Source organism: Hufsiella arboris, assembly GCF_009834875.1.
Lineage (GTDB): Bacteria > Bacteroidota > Bacteroidia > Sphingobacteriales > Sphingobacteriaceae > Hufsiella_A > Hufsiella_A arboris.
The window spans coordinates 25,960-40,317 of the sequence record NZ_WVHT01000002.1; the positions used below are offsets into that span (position 1 = coordinate 25,960).

At 42.7% G+C, this 14,358-nt stretch carries 6 protein-coding genes; all 6 read left to right on the forward strand.

Annotated features, from left to right (window positions below; translation table 11 throughout):
- Window positions 1-133: 133 nt before the first annotated feature.
- The 6 genes from GS399_RS03835 to GS399_RS03860 all read left to right on the forward strand — a co-directional run bounded on the left by GS399_RS03835 (window position 134) and on the right by GS399_RS03860 (window position 14,338).
- A complete protein-coding gene (locus GS399_RS03835; RefSeq protein ID WP_160843283.1) occupies window positions 134-2,488 on the forward strand; it encodes a glycoside hydrolase family 127 protein in 2,355 nt (784 codons plus the stop codon).
- Window positions 2,489-2,620: 132 nt separating this feature from the next.
- Complete coding sequence (locus GS399_RS03840) at window positions 2,621-5,137, forward strand: DUF4982 domain-containing protein (RefSeq protein WP_237487860.1); 2,517 nt, start codon at window positions 2,621-2,623, stop codon at window positions 5,135-5,137.
- 180 nt (window positions 5,138-5,317) lie between these two features.
- Window positions 5,318-5,485, forward strand: a complete 168-nt coding sequence (locus GS399_RS03845) for a hypothetical protein (RefSeq protein WP_160843284.1) — start codon at window positions 5,318-5,320, stop codon at window positions 5,483-5,485.
- A 251-nt stretch (window positions 5,486-5,736) separates the two neighbouring features.
- Window positions 5,737-6,924: a tetratricopeptide repeat protein gene (locus GS399_RS03850; RefSeq protein WP_237487861.1), complete on the forward strand. Its 1,188-nt coding sequence runs from the start codon at window positions 5,737-5,739 to the stop codon at window positions 6,922-6,924.
- Between the two features lie 92 nt (window positions 6,925-7,016).
- A complete protein-coding gene (locus GS399_RS03855) occupies window positions 7,017-11,084 on the forward strand; it encodes a hybrid sensor histidine kinase/response regulator transcription factor (RefSeq protein ID WP_160843286.1) in 4,068 nt (1,355 codons plus the stop codon).
- Between the two features lie 260 nt (window positions 11,085-11,344).
- Window positions 11,345-14,338, forward strand: a complete 2,994-nt coding sequence (locus GS399_RS03860) for a SusC/RagA family TonB-linked outer membrane protein (protein ID WP_160843287.1) — start codon at window positions 11,345-11,347, stop codon at window positions 14,336-14,338.
- The last annotated feature ends 20 nt before the right edge of the window (window positions 14,339-14,358 follow it).

Here is a 14,358-nt window from a genome sequence, read left to right on the forward strand (position 1 = left end):
ATTATTTGGATCATAATATACGTGAAGATTTAAAATTTGAAAGATATTTTAAAATCTCACAGATTAGCCTCCAGCGCTTTTAAATGTCATAAAAACACTTAATTTTGTTTTCTAACCAACGCTTGCCTTGCTGATGAAGAAATCTTTTGCCCTTGCTTGTTCCCTGTGTTTTGTTGTGCTGACCTATGCGCAGGCCGTTAAAACGGTACAGCTGTTTCCGATGACAGATGTGCAGCTATTGCCCAGTATCTTTCTGGATGCCAGGAGTACCGATTTAAAATACATCATGGCTTTAAGCCCGGACAGGTTACTGGCGCCCTATCTCCGTGAGGCGGGATTAACTCCCAAAGCCGAAAGTTATACTAATTGGGAAAATACCGGCCTAGACGGGCATATCGGCGGGCATTATCTTTCAGCACTGGCGATGATGCAAGCTTCCACCGGCGACAAACAGGTTGAAGCGCGTCTCAATTATATGTTAAGTGAATTGAAAAAATGCCAGGATAAGAATGGCGACGGTTATATCGGTGGTGTACCCGGCAGCAGGGAACTTTGGCAAGCCGTTTTTCGGGGAGATATAGACGCTGTTAAAAAGAAATGGGTTCCGCTTTACAATATTCATAAAACTTATGCAGGCATTCGGGATGCTTATTTAATAGCGGGAAACGCACAAGCGAAGGATATGCTTATTAAATTCAGCGATTGGTTTGTTCATTTATCTAATGCGCTATCAACTTCCCAACTGCAGGAGATGCTTAATACGGAGCATGGAGGCATAAACGAAGTCCTGGCTGATGTTTATAGCCTGACAAAAGACAAAAAATACCTTGATGCTGCATATAAATTTTCGCACCAGGCAATATTGAATCCGCTCGAACATGATGAAGACGAGCTGAATAACCTGCATGCCAATACGCAAATTCCTAAAATCATTGGTTTCGAACGCATTGCGATAGCTAATAATGACGCGGCCTATGAAAAGGCAGCAGATTTTTTCTGGGAAACCGTGGTGAACAAGCGCTCCGTTGCCATCGGTGGAAACAGCGTACGGGAACATTTCAATCCTGCGAACAATTTTACATCGATGATAACAAGCGAACAGGGGCCGGAAACCTGCAATACCTATAACATGCTTAAGCTAACGGAGCTGCTGTATGAGTCAAATCCCTCCGTTAAATACATCGATTACTACGAACGGGCGATGTATAACCACATTCTGAGCACTCAGCATCCTGGTAAGGGAGGCTTTGTTTATTTTACGCCGATGCGCCCCGGCCATTACCGCGTCTATTCTCAGCCGCAAACCAGTATGTGGTGCTGTGTAGGGTCGGGGATGGAAAATCATGCTAAGTATAACGAACTGATTTATGCGCATTCCGGGAACGATCTGTATGTTAATCTTTTTGTTCCATCACGTGTGCAATGGCGCGAAAAAGGATTGGTTTTAACACAAATAAATCATTTTCCCGAAGAAGAAAGGACGATGTTGCGTGTTGAATCAGCTTCGGGATCTACGGTTAATTTAAAGATCCGTTATCCGTCATGGGTTAAAAACGGAGCACTTAAAATATTGGTTAACGGCAAGCTATTTTCTTTCAAGGCGTCGGCTTCAGAATGGATAACGCTGCAAAGAAACTGGAAAAAAGGCGATAAGATTGATATACAATTGCCCATGCACAATACAATCGATCAATTGCCGGACGGTTTAAACTTTGTTGCGATACTTCATGGACCGATTGTACTGGCAGCTAAAACAGATACCGCAAATATGGCCGGCTTGTTCGCAGATGATAGCCGCATGGGACACGTTGCCAGCGGGAGAAAATATCCATTGCAGCAAATGCCTATGTTTGTGAGCGATAGCCAGGAACTGGAAAATTTTATCGAACCGGTACCAGGAAAACCGCTCACTTTTAAAGCTTCGAACCTTATACAACCTGCAAGTTATGCGTCGCTTGAATTGGTTCCTTTTTATAAAGTACACGACTCACGGTATGTAATTTACTGGGAAAAGGAAACGCCTGCAGGTCTGCAAAAAATAAAGCAGGAGATTGCTTCGAAGGAAGCTGCTGCTGCGAAACTCGACAGCATTACGGTGGACCTTGTTACTGCAGGAGAGCAGCAGCCCGAGTCGGATCATTTCTTTAAATCGGAAAATTCTGTGACAGGCGTTTTCCAGGACAGGCATTGGCGAAGTGCGAAAGGCTGGTTTAGTTATCAGATGAAAGCTCCAATCGACGGTAAAGCTGCTTTGAGATTAACCTATTACGGCGAAGAAAAGGGAAGGAGTTTTCTTGTTAAAATAAACGATAAAGTGCTTGCCGAAGTAAACCTTGACGGCAGTCACGGCGATACGTTTTATTCCGAAGAATATGTGATTCCTGCCGGATTTGTTCAAACAAGCGATTCAAAAGTTAGAGTAAAGCTTGAAGCAGTGAACGGCTCGGCAACGGCCGGGGTGTACGAGATAAGGATGATCAGGAAATAATAGCATAAATATAATTTTCGATGATTTCGCAAATAGGTGATCTGCTCACTTTGTAGCTGAATAATAAAGAATTGTTTATTTTGACCGTCGTACAAATAGAACGCTCATCGACCCTAAATTATACTCCCAGAAATGAATGTTACCACGAAAAGAAAGGAACTAAAATCAGCGATTTTTCCATTGAAAAGGCTTGGATCCGCAAGTAAGATGCGTTTAGTTCGAATGTTTTCCGCACGACTGATATTGACTGTTCTAAGCCTTGGTTACCTCAGCACTTTTTCCCAGACGCGAACCGAAACCGAGCTAACTGAAAACTGGAAGTTTCGTCGTGGTAACAGCGAAAATGCATACAAAAAAGATTTTGATGACAGTAAGTGGCAAACCGTGAACGTTCCGCATGACTGGGCAATTGCCGGGCCTTTTGATAAAGAGATTGATAAACAGGTCGTCGCGATTACGCAAAACAGTGAAACTAAGCCGACGGAAAAAACCGGCCGGACAGGTTCTTTACCTTATATCGGCGAAGCCTGGTATCTTACAAAATTCCGGGTTCCAGCTACCAAACAAAATCAAAAAGTACTGCTCGTTTTCGACGGCGCGATGAGCGAAGCGCAAGTATTTATCAACGGACAACAGGTGGGCCACAATAATTATGGATATAGCTATTTCTTTTTCGATATAACCAGCAAGGTTACTGCCGGAGAGTTCAACTCCTTAGCCGTAAAGCTGTCCAATCGACCCAAGTCATCCCGGTGGTATCCGGGTGCGGGGCTTTATAGAAATGTGCATCTGATCGTTAAAGATGAGAACAGCATTGAACAGTGGGGCGTTTCCGTTACCACACCGCTTGTTACCGGTCAGCTTGCGAAGATTAATGTTAAAACGCGCTTCTCCGGCAAAGGCTTGCGTCTCATTACTACTTTATTTGATAACTCAGGAAATAAGGTTACCGCGGATACCAGTGTTGCCTCGTTTGGCAATGAATTTGATCAGAATCTGGCCGTTTCAATGCCGCATAGATGGAGCCCTGAAACACCATATTTATACACAGCGGTAACGGAATTATACCAGGGCAATCAATTAAAAGATGTCACAAAAACAAAGTTCGGTATTCGGGAGATAAGTTATAAACCTGGTACCGGCTTCAGGTTGAACGGTGTTACCCGCAAGTTTAAGGGGGTATGCCTTCATCATGACCTGGGTCCTCTAGGCACCGCGATCAATGTAGCAGCACTTAAAAGACAGCTGTTGATTTTAAAAGATATGGGTTGTGACGCCATTCGTAGTTCCCATAATATGCCTTCGCCCGAACAACTTGAACTTTGCGATGAGCTGGGTTTTATGTTCCTGGCCGAAAGTTTTGACGAATGGGCAAAACCAAAAGTCGAAAACGGTTACCATCTTTTCTTTGATTCCGATGCAGAGAAGGACGTCGTTAACCTGGTTAGGGCCACAAGAAATCACCCCTGCATTGTTATGTGGAGTGCCGGTAACGAGGTGCCCGATCAATTTGGTGCAGAGGGCGTGAAACGGGCGAAGTGGTTACAGGAGATATTTCACCGGGAAGACCCGACACGGCCGGTAACAGTGGGGATGGACCAGGTAAAGGCAACAATGCAATCGGGTTTTGGGGCGTTGCTTGATGTTCCCGGCCTGAACTACAGAACACACTTGTACGAGGATGCTTACAAAGCTTTCCCACAGGGTTTTATTCTCGGGTCCGAAACTGCTTCTACTGTTAGCTCCAGGGGTGTATATAAATTCCCGGTAGTATTTGCTAAAGATAAACAGTATGATGACCTTCAGTGCTCTTCTTATGATATGGAATGCTGTAATTGGTCAAATCTTCCTGATGACGACTTTGTTTTGCAGGACGATAAAAGCTGGGTAATAGGGGAGTTCGTCTGGACAGGGTTCGACTATCTAGGTGAACCGACTCCCTATGACGACTATTGGCCTTCGAGAAGTTCGTACTTCGGTATTTGCGACCTGGCGGGATTGCCAAAAGACAGGTATTATCTTTATCGTAGCCGGTGGAATAAAGAAAGCCCGACACTGCATTTATTGCCCCATTGGAATTGGCAGGGACGTGAAGGGCAGACTACGCCAGTCTTTGTATACACCAGTTATAACAGCGCAGAACTTTTTCTGAATGGAAAGAGCCTCGGTGTACAAAAGAAAAATAATTCAAGTCCGCAGAACCGTTACCGGCTTATGTGGATGGACGTTAAATACGAGCCCGGTACCTTGAAAGTGGTGGCTTATGATAGCACCGGTAAAGCCGCTGCCGAAGAGAAAATCGTTACCGCTGGAAAACCCTATCGTATTGTGCTGGAAGCTGATAGAAAAACAATTAACGCGGATGGTAAAGATCTATCGTTTGTCACCGTTTCAGTTGTCGATAAAAACGGCAATCGTTGTCCGACCGCAGACCAGTACCTGAAGTTTAGCGTAACCGGACCCGGAAAATATCTGGCGGCATGTAATGGAGATGCAACATCCCTTGTGCCGTTTAATGCGTCGGGTATGAAGCTTTTTAGCGGTAAGTTGGTTGTGCTTCTCGAATCTACAAAACAAGCGGGCGCAATGAAGTTGTCAGTTTCAGGATCGTCACTTAAAAGCAGTAGTTTGACAATCTCAAGTAAATGATCGTCATGCTCCTGTTTAAGTAGTTTCTTTGATAGATAAAATGCACATTTATTGATACAAAAACGTGTATCGACTGTGAGTTAATTGCTTGGTTATTAGTGTTTAATGTTATAGATTTAATTAAGGAGAATAAGCCGAAAACACCGAAAAAGAAGTAGGCATTAACTTAAGATCAAAACCATGTCATTTGACAAGAACACCTCTATGGGCAGAACCAATAGGGCAACTGTGCAGGACCAAACTCAGGTATCGGCTGCAATTGACCAGGCAACAGATCCCCTGGCAAACGAAAACGAAAGTTCAACAAGTGAAGATCAGAATTCAGCACCAGAAGCAGCCGAAGACTAATCTGGGATTTTAATCTAATTTGCCCTGTTTGGGGTGTTTTATGAAAACATATGCGCCTGAATCTAACCAGCAGGGTAACTTTTTTATGTGCTCTAATTTGCATAAGTACATATATATCCGCACAGCAGACAAAAAAAAACCACTATAATTTATCTGATTCCACGGCAGTTGAATCACTCCTTAATAAAAGCCGGAAAATACAGTCCACCAGGCCTGACAGCGCTCTTATCTATGCAAAACAAGCTCTTGAGTTGTCAAGAAAAATCGCTTATAAGCAAGGCGAAGGCAACAGCCTTAACCGGATGGGGGTTATTTACTGGAAAAATGGAAGATACAACCGTGCATTGTCTTTATTGCTAAGCTCATTAAAATTACGGGAAGAAATAAATGATGAGTTAGGCATGTTAAAAAGCCTGAACGACATTGGAATCATTTATTCCGATCAGGGCGATAATGTTCAGGCCCTAACGTATCATTTTAAAGCGAAAGCTGTTGCTGAATCGTTGGATGATAAAAAACGTACGAGCATTGTATTATCTAATATTGGCAACTGCTACCTGAAACTCAATAAAATAGACTCGGCATTAAGTTTTGAACTGCAGGCCTATGGAATACAACATTCACTGAATGACAAAAACACTATGCCCAATACCTTGTCGATTTTGGGCGATATAAATTACAAAATCGGTAATATTCCAATGGCACTTGAATATTACCGCTTAAGTGTTTCGTGCGCGATAGAAAATGACGATCAAAGCGCTATTGTTGATACTTATAACAGTATAGCCAGGTTATTCCTCAAAAGCAGCCAGGTAGATTCCAGCTTTCATTATGCATCTAACGCTCTTAAAACGGCAGAAGCTGCATCTTACGCCGAAGGTATTTACAATGCCAGTAATTTACTTACGGAGTATTACCACGGAAAAAATGAACACGAGGAATTCCGGTATTATAAAATCGCGATCGCTGCAAGAGACAGCATGTTCAATGCCGCCAGGATCAAAGAAATACAAACACTAAGCTTTAACGAAGCCGAGCGGCAGCAGGCCATAGCCGCAGAGAAAAAACGTGAGGCTGAAAAAAGAATAATCGACCTGCAGCTCATTGGTATTGCGATTTTTATACCTTTTTTCTTTCTGTTTTTACTTATGCTGAGCAAAAGCCGTATCCACCGAAGGATAATCGAATTTATGAGCGTGGTATCGCTGTTAATGTGTTTTGAGTTCATAACGCTGCTGCTTCATCCTCTTGTCCAGCGTATCAGCAACCATCTGCCTGTGATCGAGTTGCTGATTCTCATAACGTTAGCCGCAATTTTGGTGCCCTTACATCACAGGCTCACACGCTGGCTTCATGATAAATTAGCTCACTTATCCGATCATCCCGCCAAAATACCAGCTGCAAGTACACCAAAGATGAGGAAAATTCGAAATCATTAGTATAAGCTTCGCCGGTTCCGCGTTAAACAATTAAAAAAAAATGAGCTAAGTTTGAGCGGCCCGTTACGGGAAATTCGCAGCTAAATATTCTTGTGGACTTGATTAATCCGGTCAGGAAACTGATTCTTTTTTTTACATATATTTTATTCGTCGCGGCGGTTTCTGCAACCTGCGTGGCTGGTACAAAATATCCAATTCGCTATTTGGGTATTGAACAGGGTTTGTCAAACAATGCAGTTACATCTGTTTACCAGGATCAGTATGGATTTATATGGCTTGGTACTTACGACGGCCTGAACAGGTACGATGGTACTAAATTTAAAATCTTTCGAAATATTTGGGGCGATGAGACGTCGTTGAAAGACAATCACATTATCGCATTGTCAGGGGTAAAGGACAAAATATTTATCGGGACACAACGAGGGCTGATTTATTATAATTACCAGGATGCTAAGTTTTATCCTGTTTCTTTTAAAAACAAACAGGGAAAAAGTCAGCCAATAAATTCAAATATAAATGCATTAATTACTACAAAAGTTGGAGACGTTTACGTTGCCACCGAAAATAATGGTTTGCTAGTATATAGCGGCGCTAACGGGGATTGTAAACAGCTCTTTACTGCAGATTTAAAAAGCACTTACAATGTACAAGCTTTAACAGCCGACGCAGGGAATAGCATTTGGCTTTTTATTAAAGATACAGGCGTTTGTAAACTCGAAAACGGCAAGATCCGGGTGATTAATCGCAGCCTCAAGTCTGCCACATGCCTGCTCAGCGGTAATGATAAAAAGCTTTGGATAGGAACAGAAAACGGACTTTTTTCTTACAATCATCCGCAAGATTTTTTATCGAGATTTGACGAAAGCCGCGAGAAGCTCAGCAGTCAGAATATATTTGACATTAAGCAGGATAAATCCAGCCTGATCTGGATCGGAACCAATGGTGGCGGCGTTAACGTTCTCGATCCGGGAACAAAAAAAATCAACTATATACTTCCCGGACAACAACGTGGTTCGCTTGAAAGCGGTGCTGTAAATGCAATTTACGAGGACAGAAATTCTCGGAAATGGATTGCGACCTTGCGGGGAGGCGTTAACATCATCGATAATAAACCGGAAATTTTTCCTGTTTACCGGCATGACCCGTTTAATAATAACAGTGTTGTTAATAATTTCATCCTTTCATTTTGTGAAGATAAAAAGGACAACATCTGGATAGGAACCGACGGCGGCGGACTGAGTTACTGGAACCCTGCAGCCGGTAAGTTTACTAATTACACTCACACCAGTCAGCCGAATTCATTAGTCAGCAATTTTGTAACCAGCGTTGCGGAGGATTATACCGGGCAAATCTGGGTGGCAACGTTCAGTGGCGGCATTGACGCGTTCGACAACAGCCGTCATTCATTCAAACATTATGATTGTTACAACCCTGTAACCAAACGGTTTGACAGCAACTTATGGAAGCTGTTTGAAGATTCCAGGCACAATTTATGGGCAGGAACCACAAGAGGCGGAGCGCTTTACAAGTATAACCGGCAAGCCGACCGGTTTGAACTGTTTGATCACCGGCTCACGAATATTCATACAATTTTCGAAGATAAGGCCGGCCGGCTATGGGCCGGGAATTATTCCCAGTTGATCCGGATTGATATCCAAAATAGAAAACATCAATATATCCATGTCGGCCATGCGATTCGTTCAATAACAGGAGACGATAACAATATATTATGGCTGGGTTCTGAAGGCGGCGGCCTTCTTAAATTTGATTGCGCGAAAAAGAGGTTTACCCGTTATACACAAGTAAACGGACTGCCCAGCAACACTATTTTAAACATATTGATTGATAACAAGGGTGTTCTATGGTGCAGTACTTACAGCGGATTAACAAGATTTGATCCGGCGACTGGACAGTTTAAAAATTTCGATGTGTCCGACGGCTTACAGAGCAATCAGTTTAATTATAATGCGGGACTGAAGCTTAAAAACGGAGCGCTTATGTTCGGCGGAATTAACGGATTTAATATCTTTTATCCTGACAGTATCAGCTATGCGGTGAGCTATCCCGAAATTAAGATCACGGGGTTAAAAATCAATAATAAACTTATCGAAGGCAGTTCGCCGTATACCGATTATAGTTCTGTAGTTGAACTAAGAAAAATCCAGGTACCTTATGACGACGCCACGATTGCGATTGACTATGCTTCTCTTGAATACTCGCGTCCCGACAAAATCAACTATGCATATTTTCTGGAAGGCTGGGATCACGGCTGGAATGCGGTCGGCAACCTGAAAACGGCCTATTATACCAGGCTTAATGAAGGCCATTATACGCTTCATATAAAAGCGACAGATACAAACGGATCTTGGAATAGCCGGCAGTTAATTGTCGATATTATTGTTTTACCTCCATGGTACCGTACCTGGTGGGCATATCTGATCTACACCGGAATTTTCGCAGCCCTTGTCTATAGTTTTCTGTTATACCGCACACGGCAAAGTAATCTGAAATATGAGATCGAAATTGCCAACCTGAAAATGGAACGGGAAAAAGAGCTGAATGAAAGGAAGCTTTCATTTTTTACAAATATCTCGCACGAATTCCGCACACCGCTAACATTAATTATAAACCCTATAAAGGATCTGCTGAAGCAGCGCGGCGATAAGGACAACTCGGAATTAAACTTAATTTATCGTAATGCACGCAGGCTGCTGAGGTTGGTAGACCAGCTATTACTGTTCCGAAAAATTGAAAGCGAAAATGACAGCCTGAAAATGACGTGCATTAACTTATGCGCGCTATGTAACGATGTTTACCTTTCCTTTGTTCATCAGGCGAAATTGAAATCAATCGAATACGAATTCAATTGTCCGGATGAAGATATCCAGATTAATGCTGATCGCGATAAGATTGAAATTGCCCTGTTTAATCTTCTTTCTAATGCCTTCAAATTTACGCCTGAAGGCGGCAAAGTCATCATGACGATAACCGGTGTCGGCGACAGGGCAAATATTCAGATATCGGATACCGGTTGCGGAATTGATACCTCGACCGGCGATAAAATATTTGAGAAGTTTTATCAAACGAAAGATAAATCGTTGAAAACGGGATTTGGCATCGGTTTATATCTCGTTAAAACTTTTATTGAAAGCCATGAAGGTGAAATCAGCCATACCATCAACGAACAAGGCGGAACAACCTTCAATATCGTTTTACAAAAGGCACAGGATCCTGCTGCTGAGATAGATAATAGTGAGAAAAGTGAGTTGATCGACGAGCTTTTCCAGGACGATTATAATGATAAAGCGCCGGACGATGAACCTTACAATCTCGAATTATTAATTTCTGACCGGCAGGCAATTTTAATCATTGACGACAACGACGAAATCAGGGCATATATAAAATCGATCTTCAAAGACAATTACAAAATTTACCAGGCGGTAAACGGCTCAGAAGGTCTTGAACAGATAAGACGGTTTTTGCCGGACATCGTAATCAGCGATATTATGATGCAGGGAATTGACGGCATTGAATTGTGCAGGGTTATTAAGCAGGATAGTTCGTTAAGCCATATTCCTGTAATTCTGCTCACAGGCGACGCTACACCCGGTTTAAAACTGAAAGGGATTGAAGTAGGAGCTATTGACTTTGTTAGCAAGCCCTTCGAAAAGGATTTGCTGGTAGCAAGAGTGCAGGGTATTCTCCGTAATAAAACAGAGCTCCAGAATTATTTTTATAATGAAATTACGCTAAAGTATAACACCCGGAACATATCCGAGCATCACAAAGAATTTTTATATAAGTGCGTATCAATTATCGAGAACAATCTTTCGGATCCGAATTTTGATGTGCAAACCATCGCCAAGGAAATGGGAACGAGCTATTCCAGTCTCTTTAAAAAGGTCAAATCAATAAGCGGACAGTCTGTAACGAGTTTTATTCGTTTCGTCCGTCTCCGGAAAGCGGCCGAAATAATGATCAACACAAACTGTAATGTTAATGAAGCGGCCCTAAATGCGGGCTTCAATGACATTAAATATTTTAGAGAACATTTTACCCGCCTGTTCGGTATCAAACCTTCAGAGTTTATCAAAAAACATCGTACTGCCTTCCATAAAACCTACTTGGTTGAAAAATACTACAAGTACACTGAAAAATAGCGTTTTAAAATGTCGCTGTAGAGATTGGTCTCTGCGGGTGCTATTTTAACCCCCTTAATTTTACAGATTTGCCCCCTTTTTATTTGTATAATTTACACTTATTTCGTGCTGACTAATCATGCGGATCGTAACGCCCGGCCGTAATTTGTAAACTTAAATTCAAAAAAATTATGACAGCTTTTTACTAGAAGGGGAGCTAAGTATTTCGCCTTAAACTCAGGCAAACAAACATTTCAATTCCAATTATTAATTAACCAAAAATGAAAGAGAAAATTACTTATTTATTTAACGCGGCGCTGCTGATATGCTTTTTGGTGTGTACCAGCAATGTCGTTAAAGCTCAGACAAATCAGTTTACCGTGAGCGGTACGGTTGTCGATGAGAAAGGAAATCCGCTGCCCGGTGCTTCGATTAAAGCCGCTGGCCAAACACGTGGTACATCAAGTGATGCAAACGGAAAATTTTCTATTACGCTAAGCAATGCTTCTACGCTTACTATTACTTATGTTGGGATGGCGCCAAAAACCGTAGATGTTACCAGTGCTAGTAAATCCCTGAACATTATCTTAAATGATAGTGGAAAGCAACTGAACGAGGTGGTTGTTGTAGGATACGGTACCCAAAAACGTTCAGACGTTACCGGCGCTGTAGTATCTGTTCCCAAACAACGTTTATCACAAATCCCGGTGACGAACGTATTACAGGCCGTTGAAGGTGCGGTTGCTGGGGTAAACATCACAACTACTTCGTCAGTTCCCGGCAGCCAGCCGGCAGCGTTGATCCGCGGTCAAAATTCAATTACTGCCAACAGCGGACCTTATATCGTTGTTGATGGAGTCCCGTTCAGTAAGCAGGGAGGTACGTTGAACGATATTAATCCAAATGACATAGCCTCGATCGAAGTTCTTAAAGACCCATCGGCCGTTGCCATCTATGGTACCAACGGTTCTCAGGGTGTAATCCTTATTACAACCAAAAAAGGAGCTACCGGCAAACCTGTTATCCGTTATAACGGATACGTAGGAACTGAAAATCTGGCTCATATTCTTGAGCCAAGAAACGGCGCTGAGTATGTTCAAAAATATGCTGATTACATGTCGCAAACAGGGCAGACTCAAACCAACCCGGTTCCTAACTATGGGGAACTGCCGAATTATAACGCCGGCATCACAACGGATTGGGTAAAAGAAGCAACCCAGCAAGGTATTATGCAAGATCATAACCTGAGTATTTCGGGAGGTACAGAAGATGTTAAGTATTATGTGTCTGGCGAATACATGGATCAAAAAGGTGCAGTGAGAGGTTATCAGTACAAGCGGGTAAGTTTCCGCACAAATCTCGATGCGAACCTTGCCAGCTTCCTGAGTGTTGGAACCAACCTGTTCGTAGCTAATAACAACAGAGATGGTGGCCGGGCAAATCTTCTTTTTGCAACCTCTATGAGTCCTTATGGGCAGGAGTACAATCCAAATGGAACGTATGCTATTTATCCGATGAACCCGGAGCAGTTATATACAAATCCACTGCTGGGACTTGTAACAGACCGTCTTGATCGCGGAACAAATTTGAACGGCAACCTATATGCTGATGTCAAATTTGGCGGAGCGTTAAAAGGCCTGAAATATCGTATCAATGCAGGTTACACTTATCTGCCTTATCGTACCGCGAGCTATACAGGACGTGAGGCGAACGATATGATCGGTACAGCAAGCAACTACAATGAGGAAACAAACAGCTATACCCTGGAAAATATCTTGTCGTACAATCGCGACTGGAAAGATCATCACCTGGATGTAACAGCATTATACAGTAATCAGGAGTCAAAATTCCGGTCCACTACCGCTGGAGCTACCGGTTTTGTCAATGATCAACTGGGATATGACAACCTGGGTGCCGGTGCAACGCAAACAAGTAATTCTTACCAACGCAGAAGAGCGCTTGTATCACAAATGGCTCGTGTAAATTATTCTTACAAAAGCCGTTATTTATTGACTCTTACAGCCCGACGCGACGGATCGTCTGTATTCGGAGCCGATGCTGATAAATATGGTTTGTTCCCCTCAGCTGCAATTGGCTGGAATATCAGCAATGAGGATTTCATGAGAAAACTGACCTGGATAGACAATCTTAAAATAAGGGGTTCTTACGGTAAGTCGGGTAACGAGGCTGTTGATGTTTACGGAACAATTAGTACCGATAATACAGCACGTTCGCCTTTTAATGGCATCAGCACCATCGGAACCATACCAAGCAACTTAGGTAACTCGAACCTGCATTGGGAAGAAACTGTTGGTGGAAACGTGGGTGTCGATTTCTCAGTCTTCAATAGCCGTATCAACGGATCGGTTGATATGTATGATCTTAATACCAGCGGATTATTGCTTAGGAGAAGTTTACCGATCATTACCGGCTACGCCAACGTGCTGGACAATATTGGTAAAACAGCTAACAAGGGAATTGAAGTTTCCCTGAATACCCGCAACTTTGTTAAAGGTGATTTCAAGTGGGAAACCGCAGTTGTTTTTGCTACCAACAAAAATAAAATCGTCGATTTATACGGCGATAAGCAAAGTGACCTTGGCAACAGGTGGTTTATCGGTCAGCCGATTAATGTTGTTTACGATTATGTAATGCAGGGAGTATGGCAAACAGGCCAGGATGCTTCTAAGCAGGATCCGGGATCCAAAGCCGGCGATTTGAAATTCGCTGACGTTAACGGCGATGGCAAGGTTACAGCAGACGATAGAGTAGTATTAGGCCAAACAGCACCAAAATGGACAGGCGGTTTGACAAATACTTTTCACTATAAAAACATCAATCTGAATGTTTTCATTCAAACAGTACAAGGCGTAACAAAAAGTAACCCCGATCTGAATTATGGTGATGAGACAGGCAGAAGAAATACGCCTGCTGAAATCGGATACTGGACATCAACCAACGGAAACAACACCCGCCCTGCGTTATCTTATAACAATACCAGGGGGTATGGCTACGCTTCTGACGCGAGCTTCACCCGGATCAAAGATGTGACCCTGAGCTACCAGTTCAATCCAAAAGTGCTCGATAAGTTACATTTGGGCGGTCTTACAATTTATGCAAGCGGCCGTAACTTATACACTTTCACTGATTGGATTGGATGGGATCCTGAAAATAATTACCTGGGAAGAGGGATTACCAGTGGAAGTAACAGCTGGGTAGATAATTATCCAACCGTGCGCACTTTCGTATTCGGTGCCAATATCTCGTTAAAATAATGATCCGCTACATTCAAAAA